Consider the following 19398-nt stretch of genomic DNA (forward strand, 5'->3'; position numbering starts at 1 on the left):
AAATTGCGCTTAAATGTCAATGAATTTCGTTTGCCACATAGTAAGTGCGAACATTAGGCTCCGGTAATCCACCAAGCTTAGCGCTGGATGCTGCGCAGCGCCGGTTGGAGTGAGGCGCAAGCTCTCCTCCATCCTTACACATTTTTTGCCTGCAGCGTCACGGGAGTGATCCATGTCGACAAGAGAAAAGAGCCATGGCGGTGTGGGGCGTCGCGACTTCCTGAAGCTGTTCGGCGCAGCAGGGGCAGCAGCGGGTACACTGCCGCTTGGCGGATCCGCATCGGCGGACGAAAACATCGCCGCTACCGCCAGTACGAAACATCATCACGTGACCGTCGCCGAACCTCATACTCGAGGGTCCGGCTATGAATTCTTCAACGTCGACGAATCCGCCTTCATCGAGGCAGCGGTCGATACGCTCATTCCAAGCGATTCAACAGGCCCTGGTGCCAAGGAACTCGGCGTTGCGACCTACGTCGACCGGCAGATGGCCGGCGCATACGGCAAGGGCGACCGTCAGTATCTGGAAGGACCGTTTGGCGAGGGTACGCCCGAGCAGGGCTATCAATTGCCGATGACGCCATCGGAAGTGATCCGAGCCGGCATCGCGGATGTCAGGGCCTACGTGCAGAAAAGCCACAAGAGCACCTTCGAGGGCTTGTCGGCAAAAGATCGTGCCGAGGTCATGGCTGACCTTGAGAGCAACAAGATCGAGCTTCCGACAGTCCCGACGGCAACCTTCTTCGGGCTTTTGCTCCAGCTCACGATCGAGGGTTATTTCGCGGACCCGATGTATGGCGGAAACAAGGACGCGGCTGCCTGGAAGATGATCGGCTTTCCCGGCGCGGATGCCATGTACGCGGACAAGATCGAGCCCTTCCGGAACAAGCCTTACAAGGCTGAACCGAAGGGCATCCAGGACCTCATTTGATCGGCGGAAGAAGGAGATTTTGACATGACCACTAAACTGAACCCGGTAGATGTCCTGATTGTCGGTCTTGGGTGGACAGGCGGCATCATTGCCAAGGAGCTTGCATCCACCAAGCTGAAGATCGTCGCCCTTGAGCGGGGAGGCCCACGTGACACCAATCCGGACTTCATCGACCCAGAAATCCATGACGAATTGCGTTACGCGGCTCGCTACGATCTCATGCAGAACGTGCGACGGGAGACCATCACATTCCGCAATGGTGAATCGCAAACGGCGCTGCCTATGCGTCAACTCGGCTCCTTCCTGCCCGGCCAGGGCGTCGGCGGCGCCGGCGTGCACTGGAACGGCGTCACATGGCGCTGGCTCGAATGGGATCATCAGGCGCGCACCAGGACCGCCGACAAGTACGGCGAGAAGATCATCCCTTCGGACATGCACCTGCAGGACTGGCCGATCACCTACGACGATCTCGAACCCTATTATGACAAGTTCGAAAAAACCTGCGGCACCTCCGGCAAGGCCGGCAATATCAACGGTCGGAAGATCGATGGTGGCAACATCTTCGAGGGAGCGCGAAAGGACGAGTACCCTAATCCGCCGATGATTGCCGCGCAGAGCATGGTGATGTTCGAGAAGGCGGCCCGCAATCTGGGCTACCACCCTTTTCCAAATCCGTCGTCAAACGCGTCGCGGGATTACGTCAATCCCGACGGCGTGGCCTTCGGCCAGTGCCACTACTGTGGATTCTGCGAGCGGTTCGGTTGCGAAGCGAATGCCAAGGCCAGCCCGCATTTCACCGTTATCCCGCTGGCGCTGAAGAACCCGAATTTCGAGCTGCGCACCAACTCGATCGTACTGAAGGTCAATCTCGACTCGACCCGCAAGCGGGCGGTCAGCGTCACTTATCTCGACGCACGCGGGCGTGAATTCGAACAGCCTGCCGACCTCATCATCCTGTCGGCCTATGCGCTCGGCAACGTCAATCTGTTGCTGCAGTCCGGCATCGGCGTGCCCTACGATCCGGCAACGGGGAAGGGCGTGGTCGGCCGCAACTATGCCTATCAGTGCGGTGGCGGGGCCACCGCCTTCTTCGACAAGAAGACCATCCTGAACCGCTACATGGGCGCCGGTGCGCTCGGCACCTGCATGGATGATTTCAACGGCGACAACTACGATTTCGTGAAGGCAGGCTATATCGGCGGCGGCGGCATCAGCTGCAGCAACTCGGGCGCCCGGCCTATCCAGTCGCATCCAACTCCGCACGGCACGCCGCGCTGGGGCTCCGACTGGAAGCAGGCAGTGGTCGACAATTATGACCACGCGGCGAGCGTTGGCAATCAAGGGGCCGTCATGGCCTACCGACAGAACTACTTGAGCCTTGATCCGACCTACACTGACGTCTTTGGACGTCCGCTGATGAGGATGACGTTCGACTTCCAGGACAACGAGGTAAAGCAGATGAGCGGTCAGGCCGACATCTGCGTGGAGATCGCCAAGGAAATGGGTGCGACCAAGGTCGATCGGAGCATCCCGCCTGTGCCCTATTCCATCGTGCCTTATCAGAGCACGCACAACACAGGCGGGGCAGTCTTCGGAGCAGACCCGAGCACCAGCGTTCTGAACAAGTATCTTCAGGTCTGGGATGTCCCGAACGTATTCGTCACCGGCGCTTGCGTGTTTCCGCAAAACGCAGGGAAGAATCCGACCGGGCCGGTAGGTGCTCTTGCCTATTGGGCCGTGGACGCGATCAAGAACCAGTATCTGAAGAGCCCGGGCCCATTGGTTCCCTCCTGAGGCAACGCCTGCCGGATCCGCGGTTCGGGTCCGGCAGGCCGGGTGTGTTTCGAACCTCATATTGCCGCGAGCCGGCTCGACCGGAACCAACCCGTAACTCATTGAAAGCAGCTAACATGAAATCGATCATGCTTGGATTGGCGACCGCGGTTCTAACCGCAGTCGGTTCGGCCCATGCGCAGGACACATCTCCTGGCAGTGCTGAGGCCGGCGCAACCGTTTTCAAGAGATGCATGGCCTGCCACCAGGTCGGCCCTGATGCCAAGAACGGAGTAGGGCCCGTATTGAATGGCGTCGTTGGCCGCGCGGCAGGCACCTACCCCGATTACAGTTATTCCGCGGCGAACAAGGATTCAGGCCTGACCTGGGACGAACCGACGCTGACGACTTATCTGCGCGCGCCGCGCAAGCTGGTGCCAGGCACAAAGATGACATTCGCCGGCCTCAGCAAGGACCAGGAGATCGCCGATGTGATCGCCTATCTCAAACAGTTCAACACTCAAGGACAGAAGGCCGCCCCCTGAAACAGGGGACGATCTGTCCCGGCTTGCGAAGCGCAACCTTATGAAGTTCCTCCTGCATCAGGGTCTGGGGTATTCCACGGTTCACGAGATTGGTGACTACCTGCGCAGCCATGGAACCGGTCATCACTGGATCGAGAGATATCGCGGCGACATCTTCGTGATCGTATCTGATCAAGCCGACGAGATAATCCTTCGAAAGGAGTTCTCCCGGCTTCTCGATGCCGTCAACGACACGGAGACGGACGGATGAGCGGAAAAGTCTTCAACGAGAGAGTGAAATTGAAGCGGGCATATGAGAGCCCTGTTGCCGACGATGGCACGCGGGTGCTGGTTGACCGGCTTTGGCCGCGCGGGGTCAAGAAGACCGAGGCCGCCATCGACTATTGGATGAAAGAACTCGCGCCAAGCACCGAGCTTCGGAAATGGTTCGGACACGATCCAGCCCGCTGGGAGGAGTTCCGTCGGCGATATGCGGCGGAAATCCACGCGCACCGCGACGAGGTCGACCGGCTGCGCGACCTGATACGGCAGGGCGCCGTCACGCTCGTCTACTCGGCTCACGACGAGGCCCACAATGATGCCGTCGTCCTGAGAGAGATTTTGCTGGGACATCGATAGAGACGCCGCGCGGCGCTGCCATTGACCTTCAAAAGCATTGGGCGTGCGATCACGACAGCGAGACCGAAATCACCTTTATGGAACCAAACTGGAGAAGCCTCATCAAAGCATCGATGGACAAGCTCACGTCGAGGAGAAACACCATGAAATTCTTTGTCGATACCGCCGACATATCTGAAATTCGCGAGCTTGCCGCCGTTGGCATTCTCGATGGGGTGACCACAAACCCATCCCTTATCGCAAAGACCGGCCGACCGATCAGGGGCGTGATCAAGGAGATTTGCCAGACGGTCGAGGGCCCGGTTTCAGCGGAAGTCACCGCGACCGACTTCGACGGCATGATCGCCGAGGGAGAGCGTTTGGCCGGCATTGCGGCCAATGTGGCCGTCAAGGTGCCCTCCACCTGGGAGGGATTCAGGGCCTGCCGGGCGCTCAGTCAGCTCGGACACAAGGTCAATGTCACACTGTGCTTTTCGGCCAACCAGGCATTGCTCGCAGCCAAGGCAGGCGCGACCTTCATTTCTCCGTTCGTCGGCAGGCTCGACGATCTCGGTCTGGACGGCATGGAAGTGATCCGCGAAATCCGCGCGATTTACGACAATGACAAATCCTTCACGACGCAAATCCTCGCCTCCTCAATTCGCACCCCACTCCATGTCAAGCACGCGGCGATGGCAGGCGCCGATATCGCGACGGTGCCACCGGCGGTGCTCAGAAACCTCGCCAAGCACCCGCTCACCGACAGGGGTCTCGAGTCCTTCCTCGCCGATTGGGGCAAGACGGGGCAGGCGATCCTATAATCACCGCAGTGGAATCGCTAAGGAAGCCATCATAAAAATTGCACTCAATCACCGATTAAATTCGTTTGCAGGATACCGGAGATGGCAGGAAACTGTGTCAGCCCAACGCGTGACGTGGTCGGAATGTTTGCTGCAAGCGGCGCTGAGAATCTGAAGGCGCTCTAGCCAGGCAGAAAATATCCCGAAGCTGTGGGATTGCCGCCTCGCCGTACGAGCGATTTTGTAACAGGATCGCCAGGAGAAGAAAATGGCTGAAGGCCATACCGTACTAGTGGGACCGAATCTGGTCCAGGGCATTGCGTTGTCAGACCTTCCCGATGGCGGAAAGCTTGTCGGCCATTGCGGCGACGAACAGGTGCTGTTGGTGCGCCGAGGGACAGAGGTCTTCGCCACCGCGGCGACATGCACACATTACGGCGGGCCGCTCGTCGAAGGTCTTCTGGTGGAGGATACTGTCCGGTGTCCCTGGCATCACGCATGCTTCGATTTGCGCACAGGCGAGGCCTTGCACGCCCCTGCCTTCAATCCACTCGCTTGCTGGTCGGTGGAACAGCGCGACGGCCGGATATTCGTGGGCGAGAAGCGCAAGCGGACAGCACCAAAGCCGCGCGACGGAAGCTCTGGCCAGCTTCCTGGGAAAATCGTCATTGTCGGCGGCGGGGCGGCTGGTTTCGCCGCGGCCGAAACACTGCGGCGCGAGCAGTATCAGGGCAGCATCGTCATGATCAGCGATGACCAAGCGCCGCCTGTCGACCGACCCAACCTCTCCAAGGACTACCTCGCCGGAAAGGCACCGGAGGATTGGATGCCGCTCCGGGGGGAGAAGTTCTATTCAAAAAACAACATCGGCCTGCGTCTCGATACGAAGGCCGTTGATATCGACCTGCATTCCCGGGAGGTCGTCCTCGCGGGTGAAGGCAGGATCCCTTACGATAGGCTGCTGCTCGCCACGGGGGCAGAACCAGTTTGTCTTACTATCCCCGGCGCCGACCACCCACACGTTCACACCCTCCGCTCGTTCGCAGACTGCAAGGCGATCATCGAGCGAGCCACGACTGCGCAGCGCGCCATTGTGCTTGGCGCCAGTTTCATTGGCTTGGAAGTTGCCGCGGCCCTGCGCGCGCGCGGCATCGACGTTCACGTCGTGGCACCAGATAAAAAGCCTATGGAGCGTGTCCTGGGTTCACAGATGGGCGACTTCATCCGGGCCCTCCATGAGGAGAACGGCGTTGTTTTCCACCTTGAGGACGTAGCGAGCCGCATCAACGGCAGCAGGGTGAAGCTCAGAAGTGGCGGCACGTTGGCGGCGGACTTCCTTGTGGCCGGCATCGGCGTGCGGCCGCGGACCGGGCTTGCCGAGACGGCTGGGCTAAGCCTTGATCGCGGTGTCGTGGTGGACGCCTTTCTGGAGACGAGCACGCCCGGCATATTTGCGGCCGGCGACATTGCACGGTGGCCCGATCCCCACACTGGTGAAAACATTCGGGTCGAGCATTGGGTCGTTGCAGAGAGACAGGGGCGAACTGCGGCACTCAACATGCTCGGCCATCGCGAGAAATTCGCTGCCGTGCCGTTCTTCTGGAGCCAGCACTACGACGTTCCCATCAACTATGTCGGCCATGCCGAGCGATGGGACGAGATCGCAGTCGAGGGTGACATTGCCGCCAAGGATTGCCTGATCCGCTTCAAACGCGAAGGGCGCACGCTAGCTGTCGCTTCGATCTTCCGCGACATCGAGAGCCTAGAAGCCGAGGTGGAAATGGAGCGCCAAATAGCGACCTAGCAAACGCTCTCCGGCACTCCGATCCGAGAGAGCACAACCAACATGGCAGAGCGGTGCATGACCGAAAGGAGTTCGACCTATGTCCAAAACGCAACAGGAACTTGGCAATGCCAATGGTTTGCGCACGGTTGCGCCCGCTCAGCATTATTCAAAGATCGTCGAGTTCGCCAAGGAGGTGGCTAGGGAAGCGTCCGATGCGATACCGACCTCGGTTGAAATCTTCTCGGACGGCGGCCACTGGTACTGCCGGGTCCGTCGAGGCAATCAAAAAACCCGGCCAATGGGCCCCTATACCAAGCAACAGGCTGAGCGGATCCAGGAAACTCGAAGCATGTTGATCGCCAAAAGGGGTACCGCTCGGATTATGTTCGATTAGGGTGGGACCTTCGTGATCACGCCGACCGGCGCACTTCTCATTCAATGATCGTTTGTCATTAGGTTTTTGGAACCTGCGCGGCAGACCTTCCGGCGTTCGAGGGTTGCCGCATTGCGCTGCTTGAAAATGACCGACTGAACCGAGTCATGTCGAATTGGTTGAAACACCAGTAGCGAATGCGCATCCTCAAAATTGGACAAATCTGCCCATGCAGTCCAGCGCTCTGGGGTCGACCCCCACCGACGGTGACCAGGAGGTCAGGCAGGCATCGGAATGACACGCGCTTGCTATTCGCCTTCCGTGGCGATCAACATCCAATTCCTCTTGGTTGACAGGGTTTCGCAGGCGAACGTCCATGTATCGGTCACCTCGATGATCTGCTTGGGATCGCCGGCGACGATCGTATCATCTGCCAACCGTGTAACCTGGATCAAATCGGAAACGTACCGAACAACAATTTCAGCGGTACCATCCTTTTCCAGAGCGTCGACCACCTTTGCTTCGCTCGTGCCGATGAAGGTGAGTTGCAGCATCTCCCCGCAATCCCGGCGTCCCGCAATCGCTTGCTCGAAGGTATAAAGCACTTCCGGCCCGACGAGGTGCTTCAACGTCTGGAAGTCGCTGTCCACATAGGCTCTCAGGATAGTTTCGTAAGCGGTCTTGGCGCCGGCCAGGAATTTGGCGAGGTCGAAATCCGGGTCGATCTTTCGGATCAAATCCGAGGGCGCGTCCGCGGAGGAACGGGGTTCCGTACTCGCGGTTCGTTGGCCAGTCAGCGCATCGTCCCGCTTAGGCTTGTCTTCACCTGAGCGCGGCAGAAGTTGGCTCCAACTGCCCAGCAGTGCCCAATAAAACGCGATGATCGCCACGATCAGGATGTGGTTGCTCGGATCTGTTGTCTCGTTCATGACCTTCTCCCGATAAGTATCGAAGCGACGGAAGGTGTCGATTTGGAACAGGGTGCGAAGTCAGAGAATGCGCGGCAGCTTTTCCCACTGATGGAAGGGCGGCGGCGACGGAAGTTGCCACTCGAGCGTGGTCGCGCCTTCGCCCCATGGATTGGCTCCTGCCTGGCGTCTGCGGCTGAAAGCTTCCGCCACCGCGATGAAGAAGACGACAAGCCCGGCCGTTGAAATGTAGGACCCGATCGAGGACACGAAATTCCAGCCGGCAAAAGCGTCGGGGTAGTCGGCATAGCGTCGGGGCATGCCGGCCATGCCGAGGAAATGCTGCGGGAAGAAGACGAGATTAACGCCGACGAACATCAGGCAGAAGTGCAGCTTTCCCAAAACTTCGCTGTACATGTAGCCTGTCATCTTCGGGAACCAGTAGTAGAAGCCCGCGAAGATCGCGAAGACCGCCCCCAAAGACAACACATAGTGGAAGTGGGCGATGACAAAGTAAGTGTCGTGATACACGCGGTCGATACCGGGGTTCGCAACCATTATGCCAGTGACGCCACCAATGGTGAACAGCAGGACGAAACCGAGAGCCCACAGCATCGGCGTCTTGAACTCTATCGAGCCCCCCCACATGGTCGCCAACCATGAAAACACCTTCACGCCGGTCGGAACGGCGATGACCATCGAAGCGAAGGCGAAGTAGCGCTGCGTGTCGACCGACAGGCCGGTCGTATACATATGATGTGCCCAGACGACAAAGCCGATCGCGCCGATTGCCACCATCGCATAGGCCATGCCGACGTAACCGAAGATCGGTTTCTTGGCGAAGGTCGAGATGACGTGGCTGATGATGCCGAAGCCAGGGAGAATCATGATGTAGACTTCGGGATGGCCGAAGAACCAGAACAGGTGCTGGTAGAGTATCGGGTCGCCGCCGCTATCCGGAACAAAGAAGGTCGTGCCAAAATTGCGGTCCGTGAGCAGCATCGTGATCGCGCCGGCAAGCACCGGAAGCGACATGAGCAGCATGAAGGCGGTGACCAGCATCGACCAGGCGAACAGAGGCATCTTGTGCATCGTCATTCCCGGCGCGCGCATGTTGAAGATGGTCGTGATGAAGTTGATCGCGCCGAGGATCGATGACGCTCCTGCGAGGTGGATCGAAAGGATGACGAGATCGACGGCAGGGCCAGGCTGGCCCGAGGTCGAAAGCGGCGGATAAAGCGTCCAGCCGCCACCATGGCCGAGCGTGCCGGGCGCTCCCGGCACGAACATCGAAGTGACGAAAAGGCTAAACGCGGCCACGAGCAGCCAGAACGAGATGTTGTTCATGCGCGGGAAAGCCATGTCGGGCGCACCGATCATGATCGGCACCATCCAGTTGCCGAAGCCACCGATCAGCGCCGGCATGAGGACGAAAAAGATCATGACCAGCCCATGGGCGCTGACGACGACGTTGTAGACGCTCGGATCGCCGAATATCTGCAAACCTGGTTCCTGCAACTCCATGCGGATCAAAACAGAAAGCGCCGTGCCGAAGACTCCCGCCATGATCGAGAACAGCAGGTAAAGTGTCCCGATATCCTTGTGGTTGGTGGAAAACAGCCACCTGACGAGAAACCGGGGCTTGTGATCATCCAAGATCGTGGCCGGATTAGACATGATGTGCTTCCTGCTCTTCACCTGCGCTCAGTCATTCATCCGTCACGATCACATCCATCGGAATGTAGTGTGGCTGCGGATAGATGGTTTGAAGTCTGCTGCCGGTGTAACCGACGCCGACGACGAAAGGACGCTTCGGCGCGGCGGCCAAGGTCCGGTCGAAGAAGCCGCCGCCATAACCCAGGCGATAGTTGGCCTGGTCGAAACCGACCACGGGCCCGACGACCACATCCGGTTGGACCGATGGCCCGTGTGAGGGGACAAGAATATTCCATATGCCGCGTTCCAGAGGGTCTCCCGGTCTCCAGATGCGAAACTCCAGCGGCCAGCCTTTTTTAATGACGACCGGCAACGCGACCCGTCCGCCGCGCTCGATCACCCGTATCGCCCAGTTGCGAAGGTCCGGTTCGCCTCGAACAGGCCAGTAGCCGCTGACGATGCGACCGCTCACCCGGCCGACGACTAGGTCGAGAGCCGAAGCGATGCGCAAAGACCTCGCAGCGCGTTCCTCGGCGTCGACGGCCAGACGCTCGTCGATCAGGCGCTTGCGCTCCGCCTTGCGCCATCGACAGACACCGGTCCATGCGTCTTGCTGAATAGCTTCGGCGCCATATCCTGGGACGAGTTCGTGCATGAAGCATGGCGGAGAGGCGTACTCTCGCGTTTCCTGGGGACCATCCTCCTGATCGGACATTACGCACTCCGTTCCATAGACCGCCGCGGCCGGATATCTCTACTGAACGAGGTTGCGCTGCGTAAAACAGGAAGGCAAAGGGAATTAAATGCTGTATTAGTGCAAGATTATTGCATTGATCCGGGACCAGCATGGACATTGACCGCGCTCGCACTTTTTTGGAGATCGTTCATTCGGGCAGCTTTCTGAAAGCCGCAGACCGACTCCACGTGACCCAGACGACAGTGAGCGCGCGGATACGCACGCTGGAAGACGAACTCGGACGTCAGCTCTTTATCCGCAATCGCAATGGCGCGCAGCTGACCCAGGCAGGCAGAGAGTTCGAGCGGTTCGCCCAGTCATTCGTGCAAATCTGGGAGCGGGCACGCCACCAGCTCGCCATCCCATCGGGAAGGACAAGCGTCGTTGCCCTGGGCGGAGAGCTCAGTCTGTGGAACCCCCTGCTGCTCGACTGGCTGGTCTGGATGAAGAACGCCAAGCCGGAAATCGCTATCCAAGCCCAGGTGGGTGTGCCGGACCAGCTCCTCGATCAGCTCAGGACCGGCGTTCTGGACATCGCGGTGCTCTATGCGCCGAAGCTGCTGCCAGGTTTCAGGGTGGAGCTTCTTGTCGAGGAGCAGCTCGTCCTGGTTCGGACCACGGACAGAGACGGGGAACTGGGTGCCTCCAGGGACTACGTCTATGTAGATTGGGGGCCGCTGTTTGCCGCGCAGCATGGTGCCAGTTCCTCGGTCTTCGGCGAGCCGGGATTGATGGTCGGCCTTGGCCCGCTCGGGCTGAGCTATATCCTGCGTGCCGGTGGCATGGGCTATTTCCGCAGGGGGGCGGCGGCTCCCCATATCGAGGCGGGGCAGCTGGAGGCCGTGAAGGGTGCGCCGGAATTCACCTACCCGGCCTATGCAGTCTATCCGGAAGCAAGCGCGGCGCGAGCCGACGTGCAGGAGGCGCTACGCGGCCTGAAACAGGTGGTGAAATGACCGCGCTCTTTGTTCCAAATCACTGATCATGCCGCCGGAAATAGATCCGTCGCCATGGATTAATTGAACATGCCTTATCCATTCCACACCATCGGTCACTCGGCCCGGTCGATTGCCGAATTCGTAGCTCTGCTGCGGGTCGCCGATATAAGCCTGGTGGTCGACATAAGAACCATCCGGCGCTCGCGTGCCAACCCGCAGTTCAACGGCGAGGTGCTGGCGGAAAAGCTGGCAGCATACGGGATTGGATATGAATGCATTGCCGAGCTTGGCGGCCTGCGCGGCAAGGCGCACGGTATCCCACCGGCGCTTAACGCATTCTGGATCAACCAGAGTTTTCACAACTACGCCGACTACGCGCTATCAGTGGAGTTTCTTGGCGGCTTGGACCGGCTTGTGTACTTCGGCAGGCAGCGGCGATGCGCCGTCATGTGCTCGGAAACGCTCTGGTGGCGCTGTCACAGAAGGATCGTCGCGGACTATCTGATCAGCCGCGGCGAGTCCGTTTTTCATCTGATGGGCCATGACAAGGTCGAGCCAGCGAAACTTACCGACGGGGCGCGGGTAAGAGCTGACGGAACGCTTGTCTACCCGCCTTCGCAACCTCCGGGATAGTCGAGCCTTCAGGCGGCCGACGGACCTGGGTCGTCGAATCCGACGTCCGAAACCGCCAAGAGTTTGTTCTCCGCTTTGTCTTGCGGTTCATCGGAACGATGGACGACGCGCAGAACCGGTCTCCCCGAGCCCGGCGCGGCACCCCCCGCCAGGTTCAATTTCTCGCGGGTTGCGGCTTCGGGCTGATAGACCACTTCATGAACAGTCAGCGTTTCTAGGCCGCCGTCTGCGGTCGGAATGGATATGGACTGACCTTCGGCCAGACCAAGCAGCGCCAGGCCGCGCGGACTGGTGATAGGCAAAAGCATGCCAACCAGGCCGCGCATCTCGTCATGTGAGACGATGCGCGTTTCGGCAGGGCCTTCGTTTACCCGATAAGCCACGCGGCTGCTGAGGGTCACGACGGTTGCCGGAATATCATCCCGAAACACTACAACTGCGCTCGAAATCTTCCGCTTAAGGATAGCCGAGAGGGCTTCCTCTCGCGCAAGATGGCGATCCCGCATCACTTCAAGAATTGTGTAGTCCTTAGTAGTCAGTTGGCAGCTGTCGATAGTGGGCATGGTGCGTCTCCAGCCGGTCCGCGCAAGGGGGCCAGCGTCAAGCAGATTGATCGGGTGTGGAAAGCTGATCCCCTGTGCCGGACCACGAGAGACCGGCGCAGGGGTCAGACCCCCGCGATCAGGCTGCCTGCGTGATTGAGGAGACGGATGGAAACGCCCATGGCTAGACGTCCGCCGCAATCGTCGAAGACGCTGGTGCGCGCCAATCAGCCGTACCGGTTTCCGGAGCGGGTTGGTCCACTGCAAGTACCGACAGTTCGTGCCGGCGCCCATCGCGCGCGATCCACATGATCGACTGTCCAGCCGAGAGGCCAATCAGAGCCGTGCCAATCGGCGTGAGGATTGAGACCTTGCCCTCGGAGATATCCGCCTCGCCAGGAAAAACCAGCGTAACTGTCTTTGCGTCGCCGGTATCAGGCTTGAACGTCACGGTAGAACCCATACGGACAGTGCCGGCGGAGACCCAACCATCGGCGACGACGCGCGCGCGCTCAAGTTCCGCGAGCAGTTCGTCGACAGCTTCCGGATTTCGTGCAGCAACGGTGTTTGCAAGCGCCGATAAACGTGCATGGTCCGACTTTGAGATACGGATGTTCGGCTTGCGCCTGGTTTTCGTATTGTGTTGCATTTGAATACTCATGCTCTTGCCGGCACCAGCCGCCCACCAACGGTGTCGGACTGAGTCGGTCCGTGAAAAATCTTGCTGACAACGCCGCGATCCCAGAGGCTTGCGGCCCTGCGGGACCATCCCATTTGGGCTAACGCACCGCCCCCTCGGCTCAGGGCGTATGGCTGAGCCGGGGGCTAGATTCCCGCTATGGGGCAAACCCGGAAAAGAAAATCGTGACGAATTTTGACTGCGGCGTTCATAAGGCCATAGGTGGTGAAGCAATCCGGGAAGTCAAGTCAGCCACCTCGTCGCAGCTGGCAGGAATCAATGCAGACTTAATTAGAGCGAGCACTAAGCAACGTTCTTATCACGAGCTCTCGTCCGGTCCTGTTTATCCCGGTTCCGCTCGGTCTTTCTTGCGCCAGTCCGAGGAAGACAAGACGTTCGGCCAAGGCTTTCGATAAAAATGGATAAGGCCCGCGGTTCATGCGCTTGAGCGCCGTTCGCTCCTCCTCGGTGAGATCGTCCCAGATAACGGTCATGAGGGCCACCTCCCTTGTTTGCGTTGTCTAGCCGATGCAGCTTCTGGATTGTCCAGCGATGGACCGCGACCGCGAGCCCCGAAGAAGATGTGGGGCCTATGGAACGGCATCTATTCCAACAATGCCGCCTTCATTCTCCAGGACGCCGATCCGCTTGACTTCCGAGCGGTTGAGTTTCAGGCGAACGCCGATGCCGCCGCCATTCTCGGCGATGAAAACGGCGCCGGCGTTTTCAAGCGCGGTTTGCAGCGTGTCACAGACATCCTGGCTGGGAAGGCTGATCCGGCGTTCGAATTCCTCGACAATCAACGTGTCTACGCCTGAATTGACGGCGAGCTTTTCCCGGGTCCATTCGACCAGCGCGCGAGCGGCGCGGCATTGAGCACCAGTGATCATGTAAAATCTCCTGCTGGACTGCTTTCCTGGACGAAATCGCGCTGCCGACGGCCAAGACGTTTCGGTCGGGCGGGTTCATCCGGCAAAAAATGCATATCGAACCCGAAAAGGAAAGGGCCGCGTTAACCTGGACAGATCAAATTTTCGGTGCAAAAAAATTAAGCTAAAGCGGCAATAAATTTCGTTTGTTTTGCATGCAAGGATGAGTGAAGCTTCCGCGCAGCGAAATTGACAGGATCCGGTGCCAGGCAGCAGGTTTCAGCGCCAGGATGTGGAAATCTTGGCGGTATCGCGGGAAGGGCACGGACTTAAGATGGACATGCTTGAACACGACGTCGGACCACTTACCGGTCGGGACATTCAGCGCCGTGTGGTATCCGCCGACCGCCTCAACGCGAATGACTGCGCCCCGATGGCTCCCGCGGATTACAACGCTCTCAAAGCACGGCTGCGTGAAGAACTGCTCCTGCAGGCACAGACCCGACTGCCGATCACCTATGCAAGGCTGGCCGACAGCATGGTTGTTTCCGATGCAACGGGCGTGATCCGGGACGCACTTGAACAACTGATGGATGATGATGCGGACGACGGCCTGCCGTTGCTTGCGGCTGTTGCCGTGAAGGCGCTCGAACCTGGTCTGCCGGCTCCCTGGTTCTTCCGGAAAGCCGAGGACATTGGTCTGTTCGCCGGCGATCCGGCCGATCTGGAAGCCTATGCTTTCCATGCACGGGAGTTCTATCGCGCGATCAGCCTCCATGCTGGTTTGTCACACGACGGCCAAGGCTCTGGAAGAACCTTGCCGGCGGGTCCCGCGCCTGCAAACAGGTGAAGGAGAACGAAATGCTGATCGCCAAGGACGTTATGACCTCACCGGTTATCACAGTAGGGCCGGACAGTACGCTTGGAAGAGGTCGCCGATATTCTTTTGTCGCATGGAATTAGTGCCGTGCCGGTGACTGATCGAGGTGTGTTGCTGGGCATCGTCAGTGAAGGAGACCTGATCCGCCGGGCAGAGATCGGCACGGCCCCGCAACATCGTTCGTGGTGGCTTCGGCTTTTCGGCAACAACGCCGCTCTTGCGGAAGGCTATCTCAAGTCTCATTCCGCGCATGTGACCGACGTCATGACAAGACAAGTTGCGACTGTGGCCGAGAACACGCCGGTTATGGAGATCGCCACGCTGCTTGAACACAATCGGATCAAGCGTGTTCCGGTGCTACGCGACGGGCAGGTGATCGGGGTCGTCAGTCGCGCCAATCTGGTCCGGGCCTTTGTCGCCGCCAGGAAACGTTCTCGAGCCCCGGTCTGGCGCAACGACAGCAGTATCAGGTCGGAGATTCTTGATGCCTTGCGATTCGAATCATGGCCGTCGACCGGGAGTCCGGGTGTAACTGTGAGCAACGGCGTGGTGACCTTATGGGGAGCTTACTTATCCGAGCAGGAGCGGAAAGCCTTGCTCATTCTGGCTGAAAACACCGCTGGCGTACGAGCTATCGACGATCACCGCATTCCCCTCGATATGACCTATGGCGTGGTCTGAAGGGCCGGATGAGCGCTGCATCAGACTATGCCCTTGACGCTGACATTCCCGATTTCCGAAGAGCAGATTCGACTGCGCGTCTACGCCTTCTGCGGCAAGATCCGCCCCGACGCAGATCTCGGGCCGAGTTTCGAGCGCTTCGCTGTCGGCGATTGGGAAACGCATCTGGCGAAGATTTTCGGTCCTCGTTTATGCTGACCATCGGGCCCTGCAAGGGAAGTCTCATCGCTGCCCGCAAGCACATTGGTGGGTTGGAGATTGGTCTATTCCACCGGTGCCTCGCCTTATTTGGTGCCAGTTGCGACGAATTGCTCGACAGCGAGACTGCGGGGCTCTGTTGGCTGAAGGCGGCCCACCTCGTCGAAAGCCTGAAGCTGATCTTGTCCTATCGTCCCGGCCCGGCATGGCTGAGACACGCCGCATGACGTTCGTGGTCACCGACAATTGCATCAGATGCAAATACATGGACTGCGTGGAAGTCTGTCCGGTCGACTGTTTCTACGAAGGCGAGAACATGCTCGTCATCCATCCCGATGAATGCATCGACTGCGGCGTCTGCGAGCCAGAATGCCCGGCGAAGGCCATTTTTCCCGATACCGAGCCTGGTCTCGACGATTGGCTCGCGCTGAACGCTGAGTACGCCTCTACGTGGCCTAATATTGCGATCAAGCGTGATCCACCCGCCGACGCCAACGCGTTCGACGGCGAAGCGAACAAGCTCGCGAGATATTTCTCGCCGGAACCCGGGCTGGGCGACTGATCAAAATGAACGCATATGCGCATCAGCCGTCGCCTCTGTACCTGGGCATCGACACCGGCGGCACCTACACTGATGCCGTGGTGTGGTCGGAATCGACAGGCATCGTGGCCAAGGCCAAATCGCTGACCACGCGGTACGATCTTGCCGAGGGCATCGCTGGCGCGGTCAACGCTGTTTTGTCCGAAGCCGCCATCGAACCTGGCGCGATCAAGCTCGTCTCGATGTCGACCACGCTCGCGACCAACGCCCTCGTCGAAGGGCAGGGCGGACGGGTCGTGCTGGTGATGATCGGCTTTGCTGAAGCCGATCTTACCCGGAACGGATTGTCAAAAGCCCTCGGCTCCGATCCCGTGATCTTTTGCCCGGGCGGACATGACGTCCACGGCGATGCGCGTCAGCTGGTCCTGGACGCTCTCGTGGCTGCGTTGCCGTCTCTCGCCGACACGGTTTCTGGCGTCGCCGTAGCTTCATATTTTGCGGTCCGCAATCCAGAACACGAGATCGCAGTGCGTGACGTCATCCGCGAGCGTACCGGGCTTCCAGTGACCTGTTCGCACGAACTGTCGTCGAAACTCGGCGGCCCGCGTCGGGCGCTGACGACGCTTCTCAATGCGCGACTGATCTCGATGATTGATCGCCTTGTCAACGCCACCGAAGGCTTTCTGGCAAGACGCGGGATCGTCGCTCCGCTCATGGTCGTGCGTGGCGATGGCGCGCTCATTACCGCTGAATTCGCCCGAGCCCGGCCGATCGAGACCATCCTGTCAGGACCAGCGGCAAGCCTGGTGGGGGCGCGCTACATGACTGGCGTTGATAACGCCGTGGTGTCCGACATCGGCGGCACCACCACCGACATCGCCGTTCTCGACGGCGGCCGCCTTCGGGTCGATCCGGAAGGTGCCACCGTCGGCGGAATGCGCACCATGGTTGAAGCCGTCGCCATGCGCACCTTTGGCCTCGGCGGGGATTCGGAAGTCTCGCTTCACGAGTGGTCGCTGACTTCGACGATAGTGCTTGGGCCCCGTCGGCTCGTGCCGCTGGCGCTCGCCGCGGTGAAGCACGGCGATGCCATCTACCAAGGCCTCAAGCGGCAATTGCTCAGTCCCAACGCCAGCCGTTTGGACGGTCGTTTCGCATTGCGCACAGGTGTGCCCGAAGGTCTGGCCGCAGGCCTGACGGTTACTGAGGCGCGGCTCTATGGCGACATTTCGGCAATTCCCGCCGCACTCGATCGGCTGCTCGTATCGACGTCACAGGTCGCGACGCTCAATCGCCTGGTCGCGCGCGGTCTGGTGCACATCGCGGGCTTCACGCCATCCGACGCGGCACACGTTCTGGGCCGCCAAGGGAATTGGGATCCTGTCGCGGCTCGGTTGGGCGCCGAATTGTTCGCACGCAAACGCGACGGCCAGGGGCATCGCGTCGCCAGAGGCGCGGAAGCTTTTTCCGGGATGGTTCTCACCGCGGTGACCCGGCGTTCTGCCGAAGCCATTCTTGAAACCGTTTTTTCCGAGGACGGGCTGGATGGCGGGGTCTCGGTTGCCAATCCGCTGGTTCAGCGCGCGGTTGGCCGGCAAGGTGGCATGGCGCGGCTGTCGATCGCACTCGACCGGCCGGTGATCGGCCTCGGCGCTTCGGCATCGCTTCACTACGCGAGCCTGCCGCATTTGATTGGCAATGACTGCACCATTGCCGAACACGCCGACGTCGCAAACGCACTGGGTGCCGTCGTCGGGCAAGTGCGGATGTCGGCGGAAGCGCGCGTCAGCCAGCCGGAGATCGGGCTATTCCGTCTGAATTCAGGCGAGCGGCTGGACGACTATGACACCGAGGACGAAGCAATGGCTGCCGCCGAAACCCACATTCGCGCCTTGGCAGCAGGTCTCGCCGAGCGCGCGGGGACCGATCAGGCGCGAATCGAAATCTCACGCGACATAAGGGTTGCTACAATCGAAGGAGAGCGAAGTTTCGTCGAAGCCATCGTCGTCGCGACAGCCACCGGGCGGCCGCGCGTCGCGTCATGACGCAGATCAGAGCCCCCTCCGGTCATGACCGCAGGTCACGCGACGAGCGCGTGCCGGTACAAAGACCGAAGCAAGCAATGGTGCCAGAAACAGCGAACCAAGCTGCGCCGTGGTCGGCGTCACAGACTCGTAGCAGGCTCACCAGCTAACCGGCGGCATGGGCATTGTCGCGACGCCACGATGGACACACCAAGAGCGAGGTGGGAGTCGGTTTTTCACGGACTGTTTCGATGCCATTTTGGTTCTCCTTCAGGATCCTGACGACGTGTGTCGAGAACGCGGCGGACGTGAGACTGGAGGAGAGGTTTCGAAACCTTCCCGTGGTTCGCCATGGGTGCGAACCTTGCTCCCTGCCTGTCGGGAACCAATCCTCGCTGGGCGCATCCAATAGTTTCGAGCGTGGACCCGGAGAGACCGATGGACCTGCATTCGCAAATTCTGGATGGCACCGAAGACCGCGTGCCGGCCTCAGCCGAGGGAAGTTCAGCGGGAAACGGGACGCCCAAGACAGTCGGCCGCGCCCGCCCGACGCGCTTCGATGCAGAGGCCGCGGTCAGGACGTTGATCTCATGGGCCGGCGACGATCCGGCCCGGCCCGGACTTGTCGATACTCCTGCACGTGTCGTGCGTGCTTATGAAGAGTGGTTTGCCGGCTATCGGCAAGATCCTGTGAGACTGCTCGAACGGACGTTCGACGAGATCGGCGGCTATGACCAGGCGGTCGAACTGCACGACATGGCGTTTCATTCGTTCTGCGAACACCACATGGCGGCAATCCACGGCAAGGCATACGTCGCCTACATGCCCGTCGGCCGCGTGGTGGGTATCTCCAAATTGGCAAGGGTTGTCGAGGCTTGTGCCTGTCGCCTGCAGATACAGGAGCGGCTCGCGGAAGACATCGCTCGCGCCATTGAGGATGCCCTGCAGCCGGGTGGAGTGGCCGTCGTGCTTGTTGCCGAGCATGGCTGCATGACATCGCGTGGCATCCACGCGCACGGCACCCGCCTGGTCACCAAATGGATGCTCGGCGTTTTCGACACGGACCTCGATCTGGGGCGCGAATTCCTGTCGTCGATCCCAGTGTGACGAATTTTCGGGAACCCTTGTTGTCGAGACCCATCTATTGAAGGGCAAGGAGACTGCTCATGTTGTACGTTCGACGAGACGCGACCGAAATCATCGCTGCGTCTGATGACCTGGAATTGGCACAGCGCGCCATGGCGCGCGACGGCGCTGCCTTCCGCACCATCATCAAGACGCATAACCAGCGGCTTTATCGCATCGCGC

At 59.9% G+C, this 19398-nt stretch carries 21 protein-coding genes; 15 read left to right on the forward strand and 6 right to left on the reverse strand.

Annotation, left to right across the window (positions count from 1 at the left end; all coding sequences use genetic code 11):
- The first annotated feature begins 172 nt into the window (after nucleotides 1-172).
- The 8 genes from LB543_RS27320 to LB543_RS27355 all read left to right on the forward strand — a co-directional run bounded on the left by LB543_RS27320 (nucleotide 173) and on the right by LB543_RS27355 (nucleotide 6826).
- Nucleotides 173-931, forward strand: coding sequence for a gluconate 2-dehydrogenase subunit 3 family protein (locus LB543_RS27320; protein ID WP_224616362.1), 759 nt, complete (start codon nucleotides 173-175; stop codon nucleotides 929-931).
- Nucleotides 932-955: 24 nt separating this feature from the next.
- A complete protein-coding gene (locus LB543_RS27325; protein ID WP_224616363.1) occupies nucleotides 956-2725 on the forward strand; it encodes a GMC family oxidoreductase in 1770 nt (589 codons plus the stop codon).
- A gap of 128 nt (nucleotides 2726-2853) precedes the next feature.
- The gene (locus LB543_RS27330; RefSeq protein ID WP_318013016.1) at nucleotides 2854-3249 is read left to right on the forward strand and encodes a cytochrome c family protein; all 396 of its coding nucleotides are present in this window, start codon (nucleotides 2854-2856) and stop codon (nucleotides 3247-3249) included.
- A gap of 40 nt (nucleotides 3250-3289) precedes the next feature.
- Nucleotides 3290-3499: a hypothetical protein gene (locus LB543_RS27335; RefSeq protein WP_224616365.1), complete on the forward strand. Its 210-nt coding sequence runs from the start codon at nucleotides 3290-3292 to the stop codon at nucleotides 3497-3499.
- The gene (locus tag LB543_RS27340; RefSeq protein ID WP_224616366.1) at nucleotides 3496-3867 is read left to right on the forward strand and encodes a DUF488 domain-containing protein; all 372 of its coding nucleotides are present in this window, start codon (nucleotides 3496-3498) and stop codon (nucleotides 3865-3867) included. Before LB543_RS27335 ends, LB543_RS27340 begins: the two co-directional genes overlap by 4 nt.
- A gap of 143 nt (nucleotides 3868-4010) precedes the next feature.
- Nucleotides 4011-4667 carry a fructose-6-phosphate aldolase gene (gene fsa / locus LB543_RS27345; protein ID WP_224616367.1) on the forward strand — a complete coding sequence of 219 codons (657 nt, stop codon included), beginning with the start codon at nucleotides 4011-4013 and terminating at the stop codon, nucleotides 4665-4667.
- Nucleotides 4668-4914: 247 nt separating this feature from the next.
- Nucleotides 4915-6450: an FAD-dependent oxidoreductase gene (locus tag LB543_RS27350; RefSeq protein WP_224616368.1), complete on the forward strand. Its 1536-nt coding sequence runs from the start codon at nucleotides 4915-4917 to the stop codon at nucleotides 6448-6450.
- A gap of 79 nt (nucleotides 6451-6529) precedes the next feature.
- Nucleotides 6530-6826: a hypothetical protein gene (locus LB543_RS27355; protein WP_140764135.1), complete on the forward strand. Its 297-nt coding sequence runs from the start codon at nucleotides 6530-6532 to the stop codon at nucleotides 6824-6826.
- Between the two features lie 287 nt (nucleotides 6827-7113).
- Here the strand turns inward: LB543_RS27355 and LB543_RS27360 are convergent, their stop codons facing one another.
- The 3 genes from LB543_RS27360 to LB543_RS27370 are packed head-to-tail and all read right to left on the reverse strand — an operon-like array spanning nucleotide 7114 to nucleotide 10084.
- On the reverse strand, nucleotides 7114-7734 hold the full coding sequence (locus LB543_RS27360; protein ID WP_224616369.1) for a Tim44/TimA family putative adaptor protein: 621 nt from the start codon (nucleotides 7732-7734) through the stop codon (nucleotides 7114-7116).
- A 60-nt stretch (nucleotides 7735-7794) separates the two neighbouring features.
- Nucleotides 7795-9390: a cytochrome c oxidase subunit I gene (ctaD, locus tag LB543_RS27365; protein WP_224616370.1), complete on the reverse strand. Its 1596-nt coding sequence runs from the start codon at nucleotides 9388-9390 to the stop codon at nucleotides 7795-7797.
- A 31-nt stretch (nucleotides 9391-9421) separates the two neighbouring features.
- A complete protein-coding gene (locus LB543_RS27370) occupies nucleotides 9422-10084 on the reverse strand; it encodes a 5-formyltetrahydrofolate cyclo-ligase (protein ID WP_224616371.1) in 663 nt (220 codons plus the stop codon).
- Between the two features lie 131 nt (nucleotides 10085-10215).
- Here LB543_RS27370 and LB543_RS27375 point away from each other — a divergent pair, with 131 nt between their 5' ends.
- Both LB543_RS27375 and LB543_RS27380 read left to right on the forward strand, forming a co-directional pair.
- Entirely contained in the window at nucleotides 10216-11061 is an 846-nt protein-coding gene (locus LB543_RS27375) for a LysR family transcriptional regulator (RefSeq protein ID WP_140764146.1), read from the forward strand.
- 69 nt (nucleotides 11062-11130) lie between these two features.
- Nucleotides 11131-11676, forward strand: coding sequence for a DUF488 family protein (locus LB543_RS27380; RefSeq protein WP_140764149.1), 546 nt, complete (start codon nucleotides 11131-11133; stop codon nucleotides 11674-11676).
- An 8-nt stretch (nucleotides 11677-11684) separates the two neighbouring features.
- Here LB543_RS27380 and LB543_RS27385 read toward each other — a convergent pair whose 3' ends face one another.
- The 3 genes from LB543_RS27385 to LB543_RS27395 all read right to left on the reverse strand — a co-directional run bounded on the left by LB543_RS27385 (nucleotide 11685) and on the right by LB543_RS27395 (nucleotide 13787).
- Nucleotides 11685-12239, reverse strand: a complete 555-nt coding sequence (locus LB543_RS27385; RefSeq protein ID WP_224616372.1) for a nucleoside-diphosphate kinase — start codon at nucleotides 12237-12239, stop codon at nucleotides 11685-11687.
- 163 nt (nucleotides 12240-12402) lie between these two features.
- Nucleotides 12403-12867, reverse strand: a complete 465-nt coding sequence (rnk, locus tag LB543_RS27390; RefSeq protein WP_224616373.1) for a nucleoside diphosphate kinase regulator — start codon at nucleotides 12865-12867, stop codon at nucleotides 12403-12405.
- 620 nt (nucleotides 12868-13487) lie between these two features.
- Nucleotides 13488-13787, reverse strand: a complete 300-nt coding sequence (locus LB543_RS27395; protein WP_224616374.1) for an XRE family transcriptional regulator — start codon at nucleotides 13785-13787, stop codon at nucleotides 13488-13490.
- A 313-nt stretch (nucleotides 13788-14100) separates the two neighbouring features.
- Between LB543_RS27395 and LB543_RS27400 the strand changes: the two genes are divergently transcribed.
- The 5 genes from LB543_RS27400 (at nucleotide 14101) to folE (ending at nucleotide 19197) form a co-directional block, all read left to right on the forward strand.
- Entirely contained in the window at nucleotides 14101-14616 is a 516-nt protein-coding gene (locus LB543_RS27400) for a hypothetical protein (RefSeq protein WP_224616375.1), read from the forward strand.
- Nucleotides 14617-14688: 72 nt separating this feature from the next.
- Nucleotides 14689-15327, forward strand: a complete 639-nt coding sequence (locus LB543_RS27405; RefSeq protein ID WP_224616376.1) for a CBS domain-containing protein — start codon at nucleotides 14689-14691, stop codon at nucleotides 15325-15327.
- Nucleotides 15328-15748: 421 nt separating this feature from the next.
- Nucleotides 15749-16087: a ferredoxin FdxA gene (gene fdxA, locus LB543_RS27410; RefSeq protein ID WP_224616377.1), complete on the forward strand. Its 339-nt coding sequence runs from the start codon at nucleotides 15749-15751 to the stop codon at nucleotides 16085-16087.
- Nucleotides 16088-16092: 5 nt separating this feature from the next.
- The gene (locus LB543_RS27415; RefSeq protein ID WP_224616378.1) at nucleotides 16093-18111 is read left to right on the forward strand and encodes a hydantoinase/oxoprolinase N-terminal domain-containing protein; all 2019 of its coding nucleotides are present in this window, start codon (nucleotides 16093-16095) and stop codon (nucleotides 18109-18111) included.
- A gap of 417 nt (nucleotides 18112-18528) precedes the next feature.
- Nucleotides 18529-19197, forward strand: coding sequence for a GTP cyclohydrolase I (gene folE, locus LB543_RS27420; RefSeq protein WP_224616379.1), 669 nt, complete (start codon nucleotides 18529-18531; stop codon nucleotides 19195-19197).
- Nucleotides 19198-19398 lie beyond the last annotated feature (201 nt).

It is taken from the genome of Mesorhizobium sp. ESP7-2 (assembly GCF_020164715.1).
In the GTDB taxonomy this organism is placed as follows: Bacteria; Pseudomonadota; Alphaproteobacteria; order Rhizobiales; family Rhizobiaceae; genus Mesorhizobium.

What these genes read in the sequence shown, in the direction of transcription:
- LB543_RS27320 (WP_224616362.1), top strand. Translation starts at nt 173, where the DNA reads ATGTCGACAAGAGAAAAGAGCCATGGCGGTGTGGGGCGTCGCGACTTC.
- LB543_RS27325 (WP_224616363.1), top strand. Translation starts at nt 956, where the DNA reads ATGACCACTAAACTGAACCCGGTAGATGTCCTGATTGTCGGTCTTGGG.
- LB543_RS27330 (WP_318013016.1), top strand. Translation starts at nt 2,854, where the DNA reads ATGCTTGGATTGGCGACCGCGGTTCTAACCGCAGTCGGTTCGGCCCAT.
- LB543_RS27335 (WP_224616365.1), top strand. Translation starts at nt 3,290, where the DNA reads ATGAAGTTCCTCCTGCATCAGGGTCTGGGGTATTCCACGGTTCACGAG.
- LB543_RS27340 (WP_224616366.1), top strand. Translation starts at nt 3,496, where the DNA reads ATGAGCGGAAAAGTCTTCAACGAGAGAGTGAAATTGAAGCGGGCATAT.
- fsa (WP_224616367.1), top strand. Translation starts at nt 4,011, where the DNA reads ATGAAATTCTTTGTCGATACCGCCGACATATCTGAAATTCGCGAGCTT.
- LB543_RS27350 (WP_224616368.1), top strand. Translation starts at nt 4,915, where the DNA reads ATGGCTGAAGGCCATACCGTACTAGTGGGACCGAATCTGGTCCAGGGC.
- LB543_RS27355 (WP_140764135.1), top strand. Translation starts at nt 6,530, where the DNA reads ATGTCCAAAACGCAACAGGAACTTGGCAATGCCAATGGTTTGCGCACG.
- LB543_RS27360 (WP_224616369.1), bottom strand. Translation starts at nt 7,734, where the DNA reads ATGAACGAGACAACAGATCCGAGCAACCACATCCTGATCGTGGCGATC.
- ctaD (WP_224616370.1), bottom strand. Translation starts at nt 9,390, where the DNA reads ATGTCTAATCCGGCCACGATCTTGGATGATCACAAGCCCCGGTTTCTC.
- LB543_RS27370 (WP_224616371.1), bottom strand. Translation starts at nt 10,084, where the DNA reads ATGTCCGATCAGGAGGATGGTCCCCAGGAAACGCGAGAGTACGCCTCT.
- LB543_RS27375 (WP_140764146.1), top strand. Translation starts at nt 10,216, where the DNA reads ATGGACATTGACCGCGCTCGCACTTTTTTGGAGATCGTTCATTCGGGC.
- LB543_RS27380 (WP_140764149.1), top strand. Translation starts at nt 11,131, where the DNA reads ATGCCTTATCCATTCCACACCATCGGTCACTCGGCCCGGTCGATTGCC.
- LB543_RS27385 (WP_224616372.1), bottom strand. Translation starts at nt 12,239, where the DNA reads ATGCCCACTATCGACAGCTGCCAACTGACTACTAAGGACTACACAATT.
- rnk (WP_224616373.1), bottom strand. Translation starts at nt 12,867, where the DNA reads ATGCAACACAATACGAAAACCAGGCGCAAGCCGAACATCCGTATCTCA.
- LB543_RS27395 (WP_224616374.1), bottom strand. Translation starts at nt 13,787, where the DNA reads ATGATCACTGGTGCTCAATGCCGCGCCGCTCGCGCGCTGGTCGAATGG.
- LB543_RS27400 (WP_224616375.1), top strand. Translation starts at nt 14,101, where the DNA reads ATGGACATGCTTGAACACGACGTCGGACCACTTACCGGTCGGGACATT.
- fdxA (WP_224616377.1), top strand. Translation starts at nt 15,749, where the DNA reads ATGACGTTCGTGGTCACCGACAATTGCATCAGATGCAAATACATGGAC.
- LB543_RS27415 (WP_224616378.1), top strand. Translation starts at nt 16,093, where the DNA reads ATGAACGCATATGCGCATCAGCCGTCGCCTCTGTACCTGGGCATCGAC.
- folE (WP_224616379.1), top strand. Translation starts at nt 18,529, where the DNA reads ATGGACCTGCATTCGCAAATTCTGGATGGCACCGAAGACCGCGTGCCG.